Origin of the sequence: Alteromonas sp. NFXS44, assembly GCF_040148705.1 — a bacterium.
GTDB lineage: Bacteria > Pseudomonadota > Gammaproteobacteria > Enterobacterales > Alteromonadaceae > Alteromonas.
The window spans coordinates 872,376-893,452 of record NZ_JAGDEA010000005.1; the positions used below are offsets into that span (position 1 = coordinate 872,376).

Consider the following 21,077-nt stretch of genomic DNA (forward strand, 5'->3'; position numbering starts at 1 on the left):
GTAAACGAACACAGGAGCAAACATGGCTGTCGATAAAGACTGGAAAGCAACGCTGTCGCCTGACGAATATCGTGTCACCCGTCAGGCTGGTACAGAGCGTCCTTACACAGGTGTATTACTGGACGAGAAGCGTCCGGGAACCTACATATGCAAGTGTTGCGGTGCGCCGCTTTTCAGTTCGGATGCTAAGTTTGATTCTGGTTGTGGCTGGCCTTCATTTGATCAGCAAACAAATGACGGTAATGTGTTGTACCGTGAAGACAATAGTCACGGAATGCGCAGAACGGAAATTATCTGTAAATCCTGTGACGCCCATCTGGGCCATGTTTTCCCTGACGGACCCACAGAGACCGGCCAGCGGTATTGTGTAAATTCGTTATCACTGAATTTGAAAACTGCTGAGGATGAAGTCGTCCGCGGCTGACATGTTCACTTCTGGTTAAAAAATAAACACCGCTTTATTGTAAAGCGGTGTTTTTGTTTGTGACTTCGTCATAATGGGTGGAAATACTGAAATTTCCTGTGAAAGTGACTTACAGGATCCGTTGAAAAAAGCGACCCCGGTAAATGCTGAAGTCTGCCGGTTACAGTTTGGTAAGCCCGAGCGCCTTTGCATCGAATTCACCGTCTTCCAGTGCGCCGGTTATCTCATCTGCTACGTTATTCATCAGTGACGCCGGTAACTGAAACTTTGTTGCCATTGCTTCCAGTTGTTGCGTATTGATTGAGTCGGAGTAGTGACTGGCGACTTTTGACCAAATCCAGGCAAGTTTGTACTTCTTCTGTTCCATGCTGATGGTTGTCAGCGTATGAAATACTGAGACATCCACATTTTCATCATCTTTGTAAAGACTCAACGCGCGGTATAGGGTGTCACGGGTGCGGTTCATGTCATCTTGCGCCTGTATTGACGCCAGGGCGATCAGTTGTTCCGGCGTGTTAAGGCGACCGGCACTGGCTGCAGCCATAAACCGTTTCAATGCGTCTTCATCACCGGAACGGGACCAGTGATACCAGGCGAGCAGGGGCTCACTGCTATTGCGGGTTTTACGGTTGAGACGATCGAGTTCTTTGCGTGCTGTCAGCACACCTTTCATCCGGTCTGCTTCTTTGTCCCGGTATTTTTTGTGGGTCAGGCCGGAGGCGTTAACGATACAACGCTGGTAGTCTTCAAACATCAGCATCAGGCGATAAATGTCTTCACCTTCACCGTCGTCAGGGTGGCGGTAGCGTTGCTTGATTATCTCTGCTTTTTCCCCGCGGCACCATTCATCACTGTTGAGATCGTTACACATTTGCGGATTATCCTGACAAATTGTGGCGACTTTAGGCGCAAACATATCACCGCAACCGGGCAATACCACTGTCCCAATCAGTAACGGCAGGCATTTCGCCAGTTGTGTTGGAAAATTACTAAAGGATCGGGGTGTTTGCAGCTTAAATGATGAAATACTGAAAATTTTCAACAGTTTGGTCTTCCTTGATGGTTTTCTTAGAATAAGTCCGTTCCACGCAGACAACGACTTTTACACCTTAGTGTACCCTACAATTATGAAGCTTTCTGCGTGGACTGTCCGGTTAATTTCTAATGGTTAAGGCAAAGGCATGAATCAACAGTTTGAACAGGAATTGCAAAGTAGCTGGCAGGAACGTCAGGAATACGCGGAAATGATGATGCCGCTCATCGGTAAGCTCTACAGAAATCATTCAGTAGAAGTGTCTGTGTATGGCCGTTCGTTACTGGGTGCCAGTGTCATCGATATCGTTAAAGCGCATCGCAAAGTGCGTTTACATGAAGGCATTAAATTACGTTTACGGGAGAGCTTTCCTGTACTTGAAGCGTTAACAGCAATGCCCCTCGCACCGGCACAAATTGATATTGGTAAACTGGCTTTTGATTTCCATTACGGCAGTGCCGTCGATCAAACCGATTTGAATGCTTATTTGCAGGAAAAGCTGGCTGATGTAGCCGGTAAAGACGATGAGCAGACGCCTCAGGATGTGGTACTTTACGGCTTTGGCCGTATCGGCCGCTTACTTGCACGTCTGCTGATAGAAAGACAGGGTAAAGCGAACAAGTTGCGCCTGCGTGCAATTGTTGTGCGCGGCGGCAAAGACGGCGACCTGGAAAAGCGCGCAAGCTTACTTCGTCGTGATTCGGTACATGGTCCGTTCAATGGCAGTATCACAATTGATCACGAGCGCCAGGCCATTAAAGCTAATGGTTCTTTTATTCAAATCATCTATGCAAACAGCCCGGATGAAGTGGACTACACCAAATACGGTATCGATAATGCTATCGTCGTTGACAATACCGGTATGTGGCGCGACCGCGACGGTCTGGGTCTGCATCTTAAAGCCAAAGGTGCTGCGAAGGCATTACTGACTGCTCCGGGTAAAGGTGACATTAAAAACATCGTTCACGGCGTTAATCATGAAGACATTCTGGCAGAAGACACAATCCTGTCAGCCGCCAGTTGTACAACGAATGCAATCACGCCTGTGCTGAAAGCGCTGGATGAAGAGTATGGTATTGATTCCGGTCACGTGGAAACCGTACACAGTTTTACCAACGACCAGAACCTCATTGATAACTACCACAAAGCTGACCGTCGTGGCCGCAGTGCACCGCTTAATATGGTTATCACTGAAACCGGCGCTGCGAAAGCAGTAGCAAAAGCCTATCCTAAACTGGCTGGGAAGCTGACTGGTAACGCGATTCGTGTGCCTACACCAAACGTATCGATGGCTATTCTGAACCTTAACCTGAAAACTTCCACCGATAAGCTGGCGGTGAATGAGTTCCTGCGGGATACGGCTCTGTTCTCATCGCTGCAGCATCAGATTGACTATACGGCCAGTAAAGAAATCGTTTCAACTGACCTGGTGGGTTCACGTGCTGCGAGTGTGGTGGATTCACAGGCAACAATCGTCGCTGATAACCGTCTGACGCTGTATGTGTGGTATGACAATGAATTCGGATACAGCTGCCAGGTGATGCGTGTAGTGCGCGACATGGCCGGGATCACTTTCCCAACGTTACCTGCATAATTGTTAGCGCAGGCGTTATTACCGGTATCGCTTCGGCGTTACCGGTTTTTTTGTCTGCAGAAATGTAAACCTTCGTGCTGTTCATTTCCCGGGCATAACCACCGGACGGATGTGTTAAACATGGTATTTACATTCCCGACTATGCTAAATTAGCGGCAAAAATAGAAGGACACGACAGATCCATGCATATCTCAGCACAGTTTGACAGCGGAAATATCCGTGTCATCGAAGCCGCCTCTCCGCAAAAAATCGTTCTTGGCATCAACAAAGACAATCAGTCAGATTTTTATCAGTGGTTCCATTTCCGTTTATTCGGGGAAGTATTCGAAACCCATCACATCACGCTCACTGATTTGGCTAAATCTGCGTATCCCGATGGCTGGAAAGATTACAATGTACTGGCTTCTTATGACCGCCAGAACTGGTTTCGCGTAGACTGCGAATTTGACGGTGATAATCTTTCATTCAGCTTCACACCGGAACAGCCAGCCGTCTATTTTGCCTATTTCATCCCTTACAGCTATGAACGGCATCTGGATCTGGTTCACGATGCACAAATGTCTCTGCGCTGTGAACACCGCCTGTTAGGCGAAACGCTGGATGGTCGTGACATTAACCTGTTAGTTATCGGTGACGAAGAGCCGGCTAAAAAGAAAATCTGGATCACAGCCAGACAACACCCCGGCGAAACTATGGCCGAATGGTGTGCAGAAGGACTGCTTTACCGCCTGCTGGATGAACAGGACGGTCTGTCCAGACAATTACTGGACGACGCTGTTTTCTATATTGTGCCGAACATGAATCCGGATGGCGCTGCACGGGGCCATTTGCGTACGAACGCGGCGGGTACTAACCTGAACCGTGAGTGGGCAGAGCCCGGCGCAGAGAAAAGCCCGGAAGTCTTGCATGTGTTAAAGGCCATGACAGACACCGGTGTAGACATGTATCTTGATATTCACGGTGACGAAGCATTACCGTACAATTTTGTCGCAGGCAGCGAGGGGATCCCTTGTTATTCTGCACGCCTGAAAGATCTGGAGGACACGTTTAAAGCAGCATTACTGTCTGCTACGCCGGAATTTCAGGACGAATATGGCTATCCAAAAGACAAGCCGGGTGAAGCAAACCTGACCGTGGCATCCAATGCTGTTGGTCAGAAATTTGATTGCCTTGCCTACACGCTGGAAATGCCGTTTAAAGATAATAATAATTTACCTGATCCTGTGTATGGATGGTCAGTGCAACGCTGCCGCCAGCTGGGAGAAGACCTTTTGATTGCCGTGCGTGCGGTAGTGTCAAAACTACGATAATAAAAACACGCAAAATAACAACAAAGTATTGAGGGGAACTCGTCTTGGAAGGCTTGTATAATTTTCTTGTGTCAATAGATGGCATGCTCGGGGGAGCACCTTGGTTCCCCTTCGTTCTGCTGGGTGTCGGTTTGTTCTTTACCGTGTACCTTAAATTTCCGCAAATCCGCTTCTTTAAGCATGCCTGGCTGGTCGTCACCGGCAAGTATGATAAAGAAGGCGAGGAAGGGGATACCACTCACTTCCGCGCGTTAACCACTGCACTTTCCGGCACAGTGGGTACAGGTAATATCAGTGGTGTTGCTTTCGCAATCTTTCTTGGCGGTCCTGCGGCGTTATTCTGGATGTGGGCAACAGCCTTTCTGGGTATGACCACTAAATTTGTAGAAGTGACACTTTCCCACAAGTACCGTGTTAAAACGGAAGACGGCACCATGGCCGGTGGTCCCATGTATTACATGGACCGTCGTCTGAACATGAAATGGTTAGCCGTAGCCTTTGCTATTGCGACGGTAATCAGTTCATTCGGTACCGGAAACCTGCCACAAAGTAATGGCATTGCACAGAGTATTGAAGCCACTTTTGGTATTGATCCGGTTATCGTCGGTAGCGTGCTCGGTATTCTGCTGGCACTGGTTATCTTAGGCGGTATTCAACGTATTGCAGCATTTACAGCCAGAATTGTTCCCATTATGGCGATGGTGTATCTGATTGGTGCGCTGGCGGTAATTTTTGCTAACCTGGAAAATATCGGGCCGTCATTTGCTGCTGTTATCGGAGATGCATTTACCGGTTCCGCTGCTGCAGGCGGATTCCTTGGTGCATCACTGGCTTATGCATTTAACCGTGGTGTAAACCGGGGCCTGTTCTCTAACGAAGCTGGTCAGGGTTCAGCACCTATTGCTCACGCCGCTGCGAAAACCAGTGAATCGGCATCTGAGGGCATGGTATCTCTGCTTGAACCTTTCATCGACACCATTTTGATTTGTACAGTAACCGGTCTGGTTATCCTGTCTTCAGGTGTATGGAAAGAAAAGCATGAAAACGTGTTTGACCGCGCAGATATGTATTTCGTACAGGGCGTATATACTGATGAACAGCCGCAGGATCGTGAAGCACTTTACAAATACTTAAACGGTGTCGACGGCAGTGGCGTTGAGGCTTATACCGGCCCGATTTCAGTGGTTAACGGTACGGCAGTCAGTGAGGGCTTCACCCTGATTAACTCCCGTTCTATTGCGGAAGACGTAACCTATTCACTGGGTGACGACGACGCTTACACCGGCACGCTGCAAATTAAGAATGGTAAACCGGTTAAAGACAACCTGGAAGTGCAGGGCAAGTCGCTGGTGCATTCTGCCGCACTGACTACCATTGCTTTCACCCGTGGGTATTTCGGTGACTTCGGGCAGTACATTGTATCTATTGGTCTGATGTTATTCGCTTTCTCCACCGCTATTGCCTGGTCGTATTACGGTGACAGGGCAATGACCTATTTGTTAGGTCCCCGTTCTGTTATGCCTTACCGGGTGATTTACGTGGCTGGTTTTATCTGGGCTTCGTTTTCAGATACCACGCTGGTGTGGGCTTTATCGGCGGTCGCAATAGTTGTTATGACACTGCCTAACCTGTTTGGTATTATGATGCTGAGCAAGGAAATGAAGCAGACGGTGAACGAGTACTGGGCCAAAGTCCGGGACGATAAGTAAACCGTCAGCGTATTCCGGCTGACACTTATGTCAGCCGTCGAATTGAAAAGGACACATTGGTGTCCTTTTTTGTATAAGCGGGCCACACGCAGGGTTCCGCAATGAAACTTATTTAAGTACCAGTAAAACAATCCGGGAGCAATAATGGCATTAACAGATTGTCCGTCATGTAATAAAAAAATATCCGATAAGTCTGAAGAGTGCCCCCATTGCCAGTTCAGAGTGGGTGATGCTTCAGCTGAAGATGTGTTGAGAAAGCAGAGTTTGCAGCGCTACAAGAAAAAACAAAGGATACAAAATCAGTCACTGCTGGCAGTGCTGTTGTTTGTTGCCGGATTCGGCTTTATGTACTGGGGCGGCACAAAGCCCGGTGATATTCAGCATAACCTGGCGATTTTAGCCGCTGTGGCCGGCTTTATGTGGTATGTTGTGAACCGTGTCAGATTAGTCATTATTAAACGTTTTTCCTCATGAATATAGATGCATTACTTGCCGCTATGACGCCCGATGTGTACGCACGTCTACGTCAGGCAGTTGAAACCGGCAAATGGCCTGATGGCACTGTACTGTCTGAAGAGCAGCGGGACAGTTGCATGCAGGCGGTATTGTTGTACCAGTCCAAAATCGAAAAATCCTCCGAGCACATGACAATAAATGCGCAGGGAGAGATCGTGCAAAAAAGTAAAAGAGAATTCCGTGATGCGTTGCAGGCGGAACAGGATGAAAACACCATAGCGCGGTTCAAACAGGATGATATTTAGTCGACTTTTTTCCCCAGCGCACACCAGTTCAGACCCGCAAAAACGACTTCAGGCCATTGCCGGATTATCGGTAAGTAAACCAGCAGAACGCTCGGCGTTGCATGAACTGGCTTTCAACGACAGCAACAGCGATGTGAGTCTGGCCGCACTGGAAAAACTGGATTCCTTTCCTCTGTGGATGAAAATGTCACAGACAGCCCGTGATGACAAAATCCGGCGCCGTGCGGTTGCACGGGTGGAATCCGCCATTATTGATGCTGACAGTGCTGATATGTCTGCTAACGACCAGTATGAGTATGTGCTGAAGCAGGCCCCTGCTGAACTGGCACGCAAGTTAGTGGAATCTCCCCGCCGGGAAACCCTGACGGACGCTCAGATTTTTGCGTTGCTGGAAAAAATCGGCCGCAGTGACTACACACGGGAATTCTTTGGAGCATTTGCATCTGTGTCGATGCAAATGCGTATCGCAGAACAATGCGATGATGCAGTATTGCTGGGCCGTTTAATAAAAAAGACGGACGATACGCAGGTACAGACGTTTATTCAGGATAAACTGAGCGCCTTACAGGAAGCGGCAGAAAAGCCGGCCAGAACTGAGCAGGCTTATACGCTGGTGTTGTCAAAGCTGCAGGCAGTCACTGACCGTTTTGATTATGAAGATGTGGATGCACGTTTGCAGGCCTGTGCTGAAGAGTTAGATGCGCTGTCAGCGGATTTATCCGTTCTCGCTGAAAATGTTGTTGCAACGATCACTGAAAAGCAAACCCGTTTACTTGCACGCGCGCAGCAACACCGTGATCGTCTGAAGGTCGACTGGGATACGCAACAAGCAGAAAGGGCATTGCAGCAAGAGTGGTTGTCATTCAAGGCTGCATTGTCTGCAGCGGAAGAAAAGGTTGCCTGGCTGTTTAATGAGCGTTTGTCAGAAGCAACACTCTCTGATGTCGAATCTGTCAATGATGCGGTAAGGGAACTGGAAGGCAAAGCTGACAGCTTCGCACAGTTAAAGCCTGCCGGGGAACGACAGGCACTGGCAGATACAATTAATGAGCTTGCCGGTAAACTGGATGCATTCTCAGCACAACAGCAGATCGCCATACGGCTCAATGCGGTGCTCAGTGATGCTGAACGTACCGCTGCGGATGCCGGTGGCGCAGAAAACATCGACGATGAAGTGTGGCGTGCGCTGGCAGGCCGCTGGGCAGAACACAAAGACTTATTGTTCCCTGTAGCGGATGCGTTAAAGCAACGCTGGAATGTACTGTCGAAAGCGAAGAAGCGTGAACAGACTCAGCGTTGTGTGGCTCAGGACAATACGCTGAAGCAGGTCCGGAGATTATCATCTGTAGTCAGTAATCTTATTGAAACCGGACGTTTCAGAGCTGCCATGACGCGGTTCACTGAACTTCAGACATTATATGATGCACTCGGTGAGACCAACCGGCTATCCGTTGAGCGCAAATACGGGCAGCTCACTGAAGAGATAGCCCGTCTTGAGGGCTGGCAAACATATCTGGCTGCGCCGCGTAAACCGACGATGCTGGAAGAAGCACGACAGCTCGCTGCAACAGCTCCTGCTGATATTGCTGCCAGGGCGGCAGCTATCAAACAACTGCGTAAACAATGGCAGTCACTGGCAACCTCTCAGGATAAGGATGAAGCAGATATCGCCTTTGACGAAGCGCTGGAACAGGCTTTTGCGCCATGTCGTGCCCATTATGCTGAACAGGAACAGCAGCGGCTCGCTGCGCAGCAAAAACGGGAAGGGTTGATCAGCGAGTTATCGTCACTCACACCGGCTTGTGATGACCCCGCGTCACTGGCTAAACAGCTGGATAAATTGCGTCAGCACTGGCGCGATGCCGGTGCTGTAGACAAACCCGTGTATGAGGCGCTCAAGAAACGTTGGGATGCTGCGCTGGCGCCTCTCAGTGACAACGTCAATCAGTGGTTTAATGACAACCGCGTGCGCAAGCAGGCCATTATTGAACAGGCCCGTTCTCTGGCGTCTCAGGAAGACAGTGCTTCTGTGTCTGAACAGGCAAAAGCACTGCAAGTAGAATGGAAAAATACCGGTCATGCCGGCAAGCGCCATGAAAGTCGTTTGTGGCAAACCTTTAAAAGCATCAATGATGAGCTGTTCGCCCGGGTGAAAGAGCAGCGGAATGCCGTTGCTGAGGAAGAAAATGCACAGCTGAATACGCTGCTTGAAAAGGTTAAAGTAGTTGGCAAATCAGTGAAACAACATCCGGAAGAAATGGATGCGGCACTGGTACCTGTGGTCGAAGCGATGCAGACCCTTGACGCAAAGAAACAGGCGGTGGTGCAGCAGCGTATTGACCGGCTTCGCAAAAACGCGCAGCAGCAGGTTCAGGAGCAGGCACTGGATGATCGTAAAACAGCCATGTTGTCATTGCATGATGTGCTGAAAAGCTGGCTGGCGAATGATGCTCTACCGGTGGATAGGGATGCCTGGGCTTCATTACCAAAAGCATGGCGTAATGCACTGACAGGTCAGTCTGCTGCAGATAAATCCCGCGACTGGTACACCCATGTGCTTGAGCTTAAATTAAATATTGATGCAGCACCGTCTTTGCAGGCGGAGCGTCGTAACGTGCAGCTTGCGCTGATGACAGCGAAGCTGGAAAAGGGCGATGATATCAGTTTCAGTGAGGCCCTTTGTGCATGGCTTGCTCACGGAAAACCCGGTGATGCTGAGTTCCGGCGGTTACTGAATGTCATCGGTCAGGTGCAGGAAAATGCCGTGTTACTGAAAGAGGTCGTGTAGTGCAGGTGCAACTGGAATTTGTGTTCGATACGGAACCGGACGCTTACCGTTTCTTAAATACAGCGAAGCATTTTGCTGCAAAAGACCTCATCGTTAAACGGGGCAGGACTTCACAGCATGTGTTGATCCGCTACCGTTATGCTGACGGGGAATTCGATGATACAGCTGCAAAGCTTGACGATCTGGCCCGTGAAATGGGCGGTGAAGAGTTTTCCGGCTAATAAAGCGACCGGATGAGACAGGGAGCCGGCTTTTCCCGCTCCCTTTTATCTTAATGCGTTTTCTTACCTGCCAGCTTGCCGGCAAGCATTAAAAAGATAATGTTGCCCGGTAACCCGCGTATTTGCGGATGTTTATGACCCTGTCACCATCGAGCATAAGATACTGGCCCTTAATGCCATGCAACGTGCCCGTGAATGCAGGGGTTTTGTCCAGATTAATTGATTTGATTTTTACCGGATAGTTATCCACCGGATAGTGGATAGAGACCGCTTCTGCGGTGGTTTCGCTTACCGCATCAAGCCCGTGTTCACGGCGTATATCTTCCAGACCATCAGCGATTTTCTCCATCAGACTGGCTTTCAGAGCCGGTAAATCTGCCGCTTCCGCTTCGCCTTTCAGCATTGTCCGCCAGTTGGTTTTATCCCCGATGTGGGCTTTACATAAGGTTTCCACCAGACCACTGGTCAGGCGGTCTTTGACACGAAGAAAAACCATAGCCTGACTGGCGCCCTGGTCCATCCAGCGGCTGGACACCTGATCAGATACATGACGGGTAATGCCAACCTTCAGGTTGCCGGTATTCGCCAGATAAACAAAGTGGTCACTCAGACAATGGCTTTCTCCCCATTCCGGCTCCCTGCAGGTGCCTTCTTTGTAATGGCAAAGTTCAGGTTTGATAATACAACTGTCGCATTGAGCCAGGGTGATCAGGCAACGGTAGCAGTAACCCTGATTGAAACTTTTTTTGGTTTTCGCATCACAATGAACACAGCGGATTTCACCTTCTGTGGTCAGCGTTATTTCTTTCCCGATGAGACTGTTCATATCTACCGTCTCATCACCCAGCGGTAATGTGTAGTGGACAAGATGACTGGTATTAACGGTTACCTTCATCTTGCCAAGTGCGCCTGTAAATGATTGCATGTTTACTCTTTTTTTATTCGCTTAGCTCACCACGTAAACTGGTTGTCAGCTTTGATTTAATCTCTTCATAACTTAATGACTGGCTGAGCAGATAGTGCAATTTGGCAAGGGCTGCTTCCGGCGTCATGTCACTGCCGGACAGTACGCCGGCTTCTTTTAAACTGTTACCCGTTGCATAGCCACCCATATTCACCCGGCCCCGGAGACATTGTGTGCAGTTGAGTACAACGATTTCTCTGTCTGCCGCGTACTTGAGTTGTTGTAACAGAGCAGGCTGTTGTGGTGCGTTGCCTACACCGTAACTTAACAGAATGAGTGCATTGACCGGCTGCTGAAGCGTGTTTTTAATCACTTCAGGTGAAATCCCGGGGTACAGGCTCACCAGACCGATGGGTTGTGATTTAACACGGCAGACTTTCAGTGGTGTTGCTGCCGGTTTGGCCAGCTCTCCGGCTTTGACACGGATATTAATTCCGGCTTCCAGTAACGGCGGAAAGTTTGGCGAGTCAAACGCATTAAAACCGTCGGCATCGACTTTACGGCTCCGGTTTCCTCTTAAAAGGCGGTTGTTGAAGAACAGGCTGACTTCTGCAATGGGATAGTTCGCCGCAACGTAAAGGGCATTGAGCAGATTAACCTGACCGTCAGAGCGCAGTTCCGCCAGCGGAATTTGTGAGCCGGTAACGATAACCGGTTTACTCAGATCCTCCAGCATAAAGCTAAGGGCAGATGCCGTGTAAGCCATGGTATCCGTACCATGGAGAATAATGAATCCGTCATATTTATCATAATTATCTGCGATATCATCAGCGATACGCTGCCAGTCTGACGGGTTCATATCAGAAGAATCAATCAGGTTGTCATACTCATGCAGAGTATATAAAGGCATTTCAGGACGATGAAACTCAGGCATGTTGGCGAGGGTGTTGCCAAGGAATCCCGCTGCGGGCACATAGCCTTGTCTGGAGGGTTTCATCCCGATAGTACCGCCGGTATAGGCAATGTATATATGTTTTCTCATAGGGACTCCTGTTTTTAGCGGCGTATTGTAACAGGCTGGCAGGGCAAGTCATCATGCGCCGCCGCGAATTGAGGAGGGTAGCATCATTGATTTGCCTCACATGTCTGATTAATAAAGGTAAGACGGACATAATTCATGCTTGCTCAGCAAAATTATCAGGGCATAATTAGAATAAATCGCTCAGACAATATACAGCCCTTAACGGGCTGGTCTGAAACCGTTTATAAAATCATAAAAAATACAGCAGTACGGTTATTACTATGCAAAGTAACACAGGAAGTTTGGTCTGCGTGGGGCCGGGAATGACCCTTGGTGCTCATATGCCGCTGCGCTGCCGCAGTCACATTGAAAACGCTGATGTGGTCTTTACCAATTGTCACCCTCTGATGGAGCAATGGGTCAGCACCATGAACAAAGATACCCGTTCTTTACAGCCCCTTTATGCAGAAGGTAAAGATCGCCGTGACACTTATCGCGAAATGGTCGCGGCGATGATGGCGGAAGTGACTTCGGGCAAACGGGTGTGTGGTGTCTTCTACGGGCATCCGGGGGTATTTGCTCAGGTGCCGCATACAGCTATCGCTCAGGCAAAGCAGGCAGGTTTTCGTGCGCACATGGAGCCGGGCATTTCTGCTGAAGACTGTCTGTATGCTGATATGGGCATCGATCCCGGTGCCTATGGCAGTCAGCATTTTGAAACCACTCAATTCATGATGTTCTCACGTAATATCGATACTACCGCGTATCTCTTCCTCTGGCAGGTCGGTCTGGCAGGGGACTTATCCATCACAAAAAAATCAACGTCGGTGGCTCAGCGTAAAATACTTACTGAGCTGTTAATTGATGATTATGGCTATCCGCCGGAGCACCGTGTTGCGTTGTATGAATGCCCTGTGGTGATAACGGATAAAACCCGAATTGAATGGCTGCCTCTGAATACGTTACATGAAGCCGCGTTATCCTTGATCACTACCCTGGTGATACCACCATGCAAGCGATTAATTAAAAACGAAAAAATACTAAATAAACTCAACTCACTCTCTTCTGACAAGGAAGCAACATCATGAATAAGACCATAGAAATACTCGCTGCACTGGCAGAGGATGTCACCCGTTCGGTAGATCAGTTATCACCGGAAGAAATGGCAGGTATCGCACGTTTAAAAGCAGAAACTGTTAGAATGAACCCGCTGATGGCTATCGTGGAGCCTACTGATCCCGACGAGCCTTCACGGGAACCGGAGCGTGAGTCCGACAGAAACCCGATTGTGGCGTAACTGCCGCAAAAGAAAGTTGTTTAATACTGAGATTGCTGAATGCGCTGTTTTCTTTTCATTTTGTTGTTTATTTCGTTCGTCTGCACAGCAGCGGATGATCATGAAAGACTGCAGCGCATTGAATCCCTCGCTTTGTCTGACTGGGACACGGCAAAAATCCTCCTGAAAGAAGTTAACCCGGAGTTGCTTGCACCGGCAGATAAACATTTTTACCGCTATTTATCCATTTACCTTTCTACGAAAGATACGCCTCTTGAAACTGTTGTCGGTCAGTATAAAGGGCTTTACCGCACGCTGCCGGATGAGGCGGTGAAAGTTAAAGTCGCTAAATCACTGCTGGCACTGGAAGCTTACCTGAACGAATGGGACCATGCGTTCGGCCTGGCAAAAGAACTTGAAGCGCAAATCGCCCGGCTGAATGACGTACAGAGTAATTTATCCGCCTGGAAAGGCATGGTGGTATTTTACAGCCAGGCCGGTTTGTATGACATGGCGTCTGATATGGTGGGGAAAATCCTTGCAACAAAAGAGGCCGGAGATGATTTGCGTTGTTTCGCACTGTCGCTGGGTGAAGAAATAAATCTTCATAACAACACGGCGTCTGAAAAAGGCTTTAATCATGCGATTGATGTATGCAGACGGGCAGGGCAAAACTACTACATAGCTTTCAATTACGTCCACCTGCTTGATTTATATGTAAAGGAAGAGGCTTTCAACAAAGCACGCATTATCGAGAAGGAGGCTACCTGGCGGGTAAACGAGAGTCAGTTTCATCATTTGATGGCAGGATTCAGTTTATCGCTGGCAGAGATGCGCCTCAGCGAAGGAAAAGTAGAAGATGCTGAAGCGCTGGCACTGGGTGTGATTCAAAAGGATATTCGTGAGGAGTTTAAAGAGGCACTGCGGGATGCATACCGTATCCTGGTCGGAATAGCCGTTGAAAAGCAGCAATATCATAAGGCGTTTGATTACATCAGCAATAAACAACGCAAGGAAGACGCGCTGCATTCAGAACAAAGCATTAAAGAGCTCGCATTTCAGAAAGCCATGTTTGATTTATCCAGTAAAGAAAACGAAATTCTCCTGCTGGACAAACAAAACAAGTTACTTCAGGCAGAAGCGAAATACAGCAGCCAGAAAATGAAGACTACGGTACTGGCCCTCTCGCTGGTGTCAGTAATGGGTGTTGCTCTGCTACTGTGGAGCTACCGCAGCCGCAGGCTTGCCAGACGCCTGCGCTACCTGGCTACCCGCGACAGTCTGACAGGTGTTTATAACCGGGGTTACTTTACCGACCTTGCCGCAGAAATACTTAAACGCTGCCAGAAAAATGAAACGTCTGTGGTGATGTTACTTCTGGATCTGGACTTATTTAAAGGTCTTAACGACACCTATGGTCATCAGGTGGGAGACTGGGTTCTGCGGGAAGTGGCCCGTGTTCTTAAAAATTGCTGTCCGGAGAAAGGTCTGGTCACCCGCATGGGCGGAGAAGAATTTGGAATTCTGGCCGAAGGAATGACAACAGAGCAGGGGTTCGAGCTGGCGGAACGCTGCAGGCAGGCCATTGAAGAAATTGATTCCGGGATATCCGGTCATAAGTTTACTGTATCAGCCAGTTTCGGGGTCAGCAGTTCATCGCAGGTAGGATATGGTCTGGATAACCTGTTTTCGGCTTCGGATCTTGCGCTTTATCAGTCTAAACGCTTCGGCCGCAATCAGGTTTATGAGTACAGTCATTCAATGAGTTAAAAAACCCGGCATTTGCCGCCTTCCAATTGGTTAATCGGGTGGATGCTTTCATTGCTATCTCATATCCGTGCCAGTCAAGTTTCATATCCTATGTGAACTCATACCGGTTTAAATATTGAATCGAGAATAAATAATTTTATTTTCTTTTGAGGGAAAATGATTGCTGTCCGTATAGTACTGTGTTGGTAAAAAGCAAGGTGAAGAGGCTTGGAAGTAATCTACCTGAAAAAATTGGTCAAAAATGCTAATGACAATAGTGAACTGGTTACTTCCTTGTTGGAAGAACACGGTAGTGCGTTACGCCGTTTTATTCGCGTACGATCTAACTTACCTATGCATGAATGTGAGGATGTCATGCAAATGGTTTGTGAACGTCTGCTCAAAGTAGATAACTTGACTAAACTTGTCGAAGGCCGGCTGGATACTGTTCGTGGTTATCTGTTCCAAATTGCTGTTAATTTGCTAATTGATAGAAAGCGCCGAAATGACGCCAGGCAGAGCCAACAACACGTGGGAGAACAAGATGTGACGATATTCACTAATCTCTATTCGCCAGAGCGTGAGCTTGAAGGTAAGCATCGCTTACGTCGTATTCAGGAAATATTAAACGGAATAAAATTGCCGTATAAACAGGCATTTTTGCTGAGTCGTGTGGATGGAAAAAGTTATCGTGAAATCAGTGATATTTTGGGCGTTTCTGTAAGCACTGTAGAAAAATATGTAGCCAAAGCATTGTTAGCTGTCAGAAAGGGAGTGGGTGAACATGAGTAAACCTGATTCTCTGGATTTGATTCAGTATCAAGCTGCAAAATATGTTGCCCGTGTCTATTCAGGGGATTTAAGTGCGACTGAAGAACAGACTATTCGCGATTGGTGTGCCGCCGATCCGAAACATCAGAATGAGTTTGACTATATGATCGATGTTTGGGATACCAGTCGTGAATTGTACGAGGAGACAGAAGCTAAATTGCAGGTGCGCGGATACAAGGTTGCGTTTAGTATCGCTGCAAGTGCAATGATTACGCTGGCAGTAATTTTGTCAATTTTGCTTCCTGGCTCTGTATTCAAGAAGCAAGGCGAAATAGCCGCTGAAATTCCAAATGCACAACCGCAACAAATCGTAGCGGCTAATCGAGTTGCAGATAATTATAAAACTCGAATTGGTGAAGTAAAAAATGTAATGCTGCCAGATGGCTCCCTGGTTGAGCTGAACACTAATACAGAAATTAGGCTCGATTTCAATGATTCTGTGCGTAAAGTGATACTGGTTCAAGGGGAAGCATTTTTTGCAGTTGCTAAAAACCCCTCCAAGGTTTTTATGATTGATACTGGCGAGCGCACCATTCGCGTTATTGGTACCCAGTTTAATGTTCGCAAGCAATCTCAGTCATTGCAAATTGCGGTTAAAGAAGGGCTGGTTGCAGTACACCCTACTAGCGAACAGCACATAGCATTCGAACATAAGAGTGATGATATTTTGTTGACTGCCGGCACTATTGGCGCTTTTTCTGGTGAGGGACAACTTATTTCCAGGGATCAGTCGGATAAAGTAGACAGATTACAAAGTTGGCGATTCGGGCTGTTTAGATTCGACAATGAGTCAATGGAAACTGTGGTTGCAGAGCTAAATCGATACCAACCCAAGCATATTATTTTGTTAGATGATGAAGTTAAATCCCTGCGAATCAGTGGTGTTTATTCACTAACTGATCAGGACAGTTTGTTCAAGGCGCTCGAGCAAGTATTACCTATTCGCGTGACAACACATTCCCAACAAATCTTAATTGAGGCAAAAAAAAGCTGAAATAATCAGGAGGGATTTTTATCCGACTGCGTATACCTTCATGAGGAAATAAATTCATATAAAAATATAAAGGAAAATAACTTATGATGCGCAAGAGGCGATTCACACTCAGTCTTTTAACACTTAACCTCTCGTTAGCAATGGGTAGCCAAGTTGCCCTTGCTCAACAGAATACCCCCGTTCAGATTAACCTGGCTGCCCAACCATTACAGCAAGCTTTGCTTGAACTCGCTGAAGAAAACAAGGTTCAAATTTTGTTTTCCCCAGATGAATTACCGAACATTACCACTAAAGCAATGAACCAAAACAGCAGCGTTGAAGAGGCGATTCGCTCACTCATTGCCAACAGTGATTTAACTCTGATTAAGCAGGATGCACAGACATTTATTATTAAGTCTGCATCAAAAAAGCCTTCGACCGCTAAAGCAAAAAGCGCTGCGGCCGGAGCTGACAGCGCTAGAGTAGCCAAAGAATCTTCGATTGAAAAAATTCAGGTAGTGGGTTCGAATATTCGCGGTCAGGAAGATCGCGGAACGCTACCGGTTACTATTCTGTCTGCGGAGGATTTTGAAGATAGCGGCATAACCAGCGGGGCCGAATTATTGTCTGAACTACCTCAGCAAGGTGCGGTAAGTTTTAACAGTGAGCGTGTTGTTGGTGGTGTAAATGATGCCCGTGGAGATGTATCGTCGATTAACCTGCGCGGATTGGGCACGGGTTACTCGTTAACATTACTTAATGGTCGTCGACTAGTGCTACACCCAGGCACTCAGGCTGAAGATCTGGTACCTGTTACTACCGTTAACTCAAATACATTGCCAGTTAGCGGCTTAAAACGTGTAGAGGTTCTGCGAGATGGTGCGGCTGCTATTTACGGAACAGACGCTATTGCCGGAGTCATTAATTATGCGCTCAAAGATGAAAACGATGGCGGTGTAGTTAATATACACTATGGCGTGAACGATGGTACAGATCGCGAAACGGTCAGTATGTCTGGTTCTGGTGGCTGGTACCTTAATGACGACAAGACTCATGTGACGCTGAGCGGTTCAATTTATGACCGCGGTATGCTTATGGCATCTGAACGCGCGTATTCCGCCAGTTCCGATAACCGCGAATATAAAGAAGTACCAGATGAATTTTTGGGTGATACCGATCTTGATGGTCGTACTACCAGTACTCCCTGGGGGGAGTTTAGTTCAGATACGTTAGGCACTTTTCATATACAACCCTCGTCAGATTCAGGCTGTGTAGTAGAACTGGAAGGTAACGTGTGTGCTGATTCGGGTAGCAATACGCGGGATTTACGCTACGACTCTAACTCCGAGCGATCACTCAGTTCAGCGGTAAGTCGCTATAATTTATATACCCTGGTGACGCATCAACTGAGCGATGAACTTGAGCTATACGGCGAGGCACTATACTACCAGGCCGAAGCCGATCGGCTTCGTGAACAAAGCGGTAACTTAACTGCACAGCGCTTTACTATTGCAGCGGATGCTTATTATAACCCATTCGGTGAAGACGTTACGTTAAGGCGCTATCGCCCGATTGATACTGGTGCACGAGAAATCAACGTAAAAGACTATTCCTATCGCTTACTGGGTGGTTTACGGGGCTATTTCGGTGACTGGGACTGGGATAGCGCAATGTTATACTCAAAGGCCAATACGCTTGATAAGGCCAACCGTATTGATACGACCTTATTCCAGCAAGCAGTGAACAGTACGGACGTAGCAACGGCCTACAATGTATTTAGTGGCGGAAGCCTGAGTAGTCCGACAATTGGTGATGATACCGTCAATAGTCAGGACGTTATCGACAGTTTCATGGTTAATATCGAACGTGAGTCCGAAACTGAACTGGCGCTCTGGGATTTCAAATTGTCTAATGCGTCACTGTTTTCGCTGCCCGCAGGGGACGTGGGTTTCGCCACCGGTGTTGAGTATCGCTACGAGAGTTTCTTTGATAAACGCAGCGATTTGCTCAATGGAACCACAAGTTTTGTTGATTATATTACTGGTGATGAAAACGCCCTTGCCAGTAGGGTATTAGGTAGTAGTCCCACTCCTGATTCCGAAGGTAGCCGTAATGTATTTTCAGCTTATACCGAATTTGCCATTCCGGTGCTTGCAAATTTACCGTTAATTGATCGTATTGATATGCAACTGGCAGCTCGTTATGAAAGTTTCTCTGATGTTGGTGATGTCCTGAAACCGAAAGTAGCCATGTCCTGGCAGATCAACCCGCAGGTTAAGGTGCGTGCCGCGTACTCAAAAGGTTTCAAGGCTCCCGGTCTGCCACAAATTAATGCAGTTGACGTTGCACGTTCCAATACCCGCTCAGATCCAGTTTATGGTGTCAGGCAAGGTACACTGGAATTACGTAATGGTAGCGATACACTAAAATCTGAAAAGAGTACCAATAAGTCAGTCGGCTTGGTTGTGGTTCCTGCAGAAAATCTGGTACTAACTGTCGATTACTGGAAAATCAATCAAACCGATATCGTTGGAATTTTGAGTAGCCAAACACAAATTCTTTATGATGCGTTGCTGCGCTCTGAAGGCTCGTCTAATGAAAATGTTGTGCGTGATGAAAGCGGTGAAATTCAGTACGTAGCGAATGATTATCTAAATCTGCTTCCGCGGGAAATTGCAGGTATTGACTATAGCGCGTCTTATCAATTAGAAACCAATATTGGTGACTTTAGCTTTGATTTAAACGCTTCAAACCTCCGCCAGTTTGATCAGGGGGTGGATTGGATGACAAATACAGTTGTTGCTGCACAGGAAAGTGGTAATGAAGCGTTACTCTACAACGGAGAGACGGTTGAGTTATGGGGGAGCGACGGTAGCTTGTTACGTCAGGGAGGGCATCCTGAGTGGCGCGGAAATCTGGGTGTTAAATGGCAGCTCGAGTCTTGGGGGGCTGGTGTGAGATACAAATATATCAGCTCGGTTATCGATACAGGACTGTATTACTCGGATACCGAGGGTAATACGATCTACTACACCATTGATAGCTGGTCTACTATAGACGCATACGTCAACTATAGCTTTGATGACGAAGGTAATGGAATATTGAATAAGACAAAGTTGACCTTTGGTGCTAGAAATCTGGAGGATAAGGATCCACCCTTCAGCAGCAGTACGTTCGGTTATGACAGTTCATTACATTCTTCCGGTGGTCGTTACTTATATCTGACCCTGTCTAAACGTTTCTAAACCTCTTTCAATTTATATAGTAACAATAACCCCTGGGCAGATTTCTGCTCAGGGTCATTCAGGATACATAATTTTATGCTTCGAAGATGTAGTATCGTATCGTTCTTGTTTTTATCTACCGCTGTATTTGGTTGCGATTTTGAACAGGTGAGTTTTTCTGATGCCCTCCCCATGGGACGCATGGGCCAGTGTGAACAGACTGCCGATGGCCGTTATCAACTTACCCTGGAGCCGGAAAATACGTCGATAAATCCTAGCCCCTGGTATCATTTTGGTGTGACATCTAACCAATCGGATTCTATTCCGGTTACATTAGCAGTAAATGGCTATCTTCCTCGATACCTGCCCAAATACAGTAGCGATGGTATACATTGGCAATCACTCCCCTTTGATACAGCTGATAATAAGGTGATGTTCGATGTACCCGGCGTTGCAGGAAAAATGGTCTACGTTGCTGGACAACATCCGATTGGAAATCAGGATTATATAGAGTGGCAGAAGGCCCTTGCCCGTACTCATAATGAGCTGGAATTTATTGTTCTGGGCAAGTCCAAACAAGGAAAGGATATCCATGCTTTCACACGCCATCAGGCTGATAATAATGAATGGTTAGTCGTACTGGGTAGACAGCATCCTCCGGAAATTACGGGGGCACAGGCACTCCTCGATTTCTCTGAGGAAATTTTACAAGAGAGCCCATTGTCTCATCGCTTCTTTAATCGCTTTAATGTTCTTTGGATTCCGAATATCAATCCAGATGGGGTAGCAGCAGGAAATTGGCGTCATACCAGTGAAGATCAGGACTTGAATCGTGATTGGAATAAGTTTACTCAGGTAGAAAGTCGCCTTGTGAAAGAAAAGCTCAAAGCTATTACTGATAAGGGGGGCAAGATAGTCTTTTCAGTAGATTTTCATTCGACCTATTATGATGTGTTTTATACTATGCCTGAAGGTTACGAGCTGGCTCCTAAGAATTTAACATCGTCATGGCTCAAAGATTTGCAGGATTATACGAATGGCATTTTCAAGGTAACGATTAAGCCAGGATCTAATCCGGATAACGGTGTTTATAAACAATTTATCGCTGACACTTACAAGGTACCTGCCATTACATACGAGGTGGGTGATAATACCCCAAGAGAAAAAGTTCGATATATTGCCACTGCAGCAGCTAAAACGTTAATGACAAGCATGTTGTCTTACGCTCCTGAAGAATATCATTATGTAGAGTAAAAACT

Annotated in this window: 18 protein-coding genes; 15 read left to right on the plus strand and 3 right to left on the minus strand. The window is 47.3% G+C overall.

The genetic code is table 11. From position 1 onward, the window contains the following. Nucleotides 1-22 precede the first annotated feature (22 nt). On the plus strand, nt 23-424 hold the full coding sequence (gene msrB, locus J3369_RS09120; RefSeq protein WP_303574270.1) for a peptide-methionine (R)-S-oxide reductase MsrB: 402 nt from the start codon (nt 23-25) through the stop codon (nt 422-424). A 160-nt stretch (nt 425-584) separates the two neighbouring features. Here msrB and J3369_RS09125 read toward each other — a convergent pair whose 3' ends face one another. Continuing rightward, nucleotides 585-1,364, minus strand: coding sequence for a DUF2989 domain-containing protein (locus J3369_RS09125; RefSeq protein ID WP_349586229.1), 780 nt, complete (start codon nt 1,362-1,364; stop codon nt 585-587). Nucleotides 1,365-1,605: 241 nt separating this feature from the next. On the opposite strand from J3369_RS09125, the gene J3369_RS09130 reads away from it, so the two are divergent. The 7 genes from J3369_RS09130 (at nt 1,606) to J3369_RS09160 (ending at nt 9,840) form a co-directional block, all read left to right on the plus strand. Beyond that, nucleotides 1,606-3,051, plus strand: a complete 1,446-nt coding sequence (locus J3369_RS09130) for a glyceraldehyde-3-phosphate dehydrogenase (RefSeq protein WP_303574268.1) — start codon at nt 1,606-1,608, stop codon at nt 3,049-3,051. Nucleotides 3,052-3,233: 182 nt separating this feature from the next. Continuing rightward, nucleotides 3,234-4,361 (plus strand): M14 family metallopeptidase, encoded by a 1,128-nt coding sequence (locus J3369_RS09135; protein WP_349585942.1) that lies wholly within the window; start codon nt 3,234-3,236, stop codon nt 4,359-4,361. Nucleotides 4,362-4,405: 44 nt separating this feature from the next. Further along, nucleotides 4,406-6,070 carry an alanine/glycine:cation symporter family protein gene (locus J3369_RS09140; protein ID WP_349585944.1) on the plus strand — a complete coding sequence of 555 codons (1,665 nt, stop codon included), beginning with the start codon at nt 4,406-4,408 and terminating at the stop codon, nt 6,068-6,070. Between the two features lie 144 nt (nt 6,071-6,214). After that, nucleotides 6,215-6,544, plus strand: a complete 330-nt coding sequence (locus J3369_RS09145; protein ID WP_349585946.1) for a hypothetical protein — start codon at nt 6,215-6,217, stop codon at nt 6,542-6,544. Next, nucleotides 6,541-6,831, plus strand: a complete 291-nt coding sequence (locus J3369_RS09150; protein WP_119501105.1) for a YeaC family protein — start codon at nt 6,541-6,543, stop codon at nt 6,829-6,831. Before J3369_RS09145 ends, J3369_RS09150 begins: the two co-directional genes overlap by 4 nt. After that, nucleotides 6,821-9,619 (plus strand): DUF349 domain-containing protein, encoded by a 2,799-nt coding sequence (locus J3369_RS09155; protein WP_349585949.1) that lies wholly within the window; start codon nt 6,821-6,823, stop codon nt 9,617-9,619. The genes J3369_RS09150 and J3369_RS09155 overlap by 11 nt, the downstream gene beginning before the upstream one ends. Then, nucleotides 9,619-9,840 (plus strand): hypothetical protein, encoded by a 222-nt coding sequence (locus tag J3369_RS09160; RefSeq protein ID WP_119501107.1) that lies wholly within the window; start codon nt 9,619-9,621, stop codon nt 9,838-9,840. The genes J3369_RS09155 and J3369_RS09160 overlap by 1 nt, the downstream gene beginning before the upstream one ends. Before the next feature lie 88 nt (nt 9,841-9,928). Here J3369_RS09160 and J3369_RS09165 read toward each other — a convergent pair whose 3' ends face one another. Together J3369_RS09165 and ansA are read right to left on the minus strand one after the other, a co-directional pair. Beyond that, a complete protein-coding gene (locus J3369_RS09165; RefSeq protein ID WP_303574262.1) occupies nt 9,929-10,765 on the minus strand; it encodes a DUF2797 domain-containing protein in 837 nt (278 codons plus the stop codon). A gap of 13 nt (nt 10,766-10,778) precedes the next feature. After that, nucleotides 10,779-11,786, minus strand: a complete 1,008-nt coding sequence (gene ansA / locus J3369_RS09170; protein ID WP_119501109.1) for an asparaginase — start codon at nt 11,784-11,786, stop codon at nt 10,779-10,781. Between the two features lie 260 nt (nt 11,787-12,046). Between ansA and J3369_RS09175 the strand changes: the two genes are divergently transcribed. From J3369_RS09175 to J3369_RS09205, 7 genes are all read left to right on the plus strand, one after another. After that, on the plus strand, nt 12,047-12,853 hold the full coding sequence (locus J3369_RS09175; protein ID WP_349585955.1) for an SAM-dependent methyltransferase: 807 nt from the start codon (nt 12,047-12,049) through the stop codon (nt 12,851-12,853). Then, the gene (locus J3369_RS09180; RefSeq protein ID WP_349585957.1) at nt 12,850-13,062 is read left to right on the plus strand and encodes a hypothetical protein; all 213 of its coding nucleotides are present in this window, start codon (nt 12,850-12,852) and stop codon (nt 13,060-13,062) included. Before J3369_RS09175 ends, J3369_RS09180 begins: the two co-directional genes overlap by 4 nt. A 39-nt stretch (nt 13,063-13,101) precedes the next feature. Next, nucleotides 13,102-14,811 carry a GGDEF domain-containing protein gene (locus J3369_RS09185; RefSeq protein ID WP_349585959.1) on the plus strand — a complete coding sequence of 570 codons (1,710 nt, stop codon included), beginning with the start codon at nt 13,102-13,104 and terminating at the stop codon, nt 14,809-14,811. 207 nt (nt 14,812-15,018) lie between these two features. Beyond that, the gene (locus tag J3369_RS09190) at nt 15,019-15,582 is read left to right on the plus strand and encodes an RNA polymerase sigma factor (RefSeq protein ID WP_303574258.1); all 564 of its coding nucleotides are present in this window, start codon (nt 15,019-15,021) and stop codon (nt 15,580-15,582) included. Continuing rightward, nucleotides 15,575-16,615, plus strand: coding sequence for a FecR family protein (locus J3369_RS09195; RefSeq protein WP_349585962.1), 1,041 nt, complete (start codon nt 15,575-15,577; stop codon nt 16,613-16,615). Before J3369_RS09190 ends, J3369_RS09195 begins: the two co-directional genes overlap by 8 nt. An 83-nt stretch (nt 16,616-16,698) precedes the next feature. After that, entirely contained in the window at nt 16,699-19,839 is a 3,141-nt protein-coding gene (locus J3369_RS09200; protein ID WP_349585964.1) for a TonB-dependent receptor, read from the plus strand. 105 nt (nt 19,840-19,944) lie between these two features. Continuing rightward, complete coding sequence (locus J3369_RS09205; RefSeq protein WP_349585966.1) at nt 19,945-21,072, plus strand: M14 family metallopeptidase; 1,128 nt, start codon at nt 19,945-19,947, stop codon at nt 21,070-21,072. The last annotated feature ends 5 nt before the right edge of the window (nt 21,073-21,077 follow it).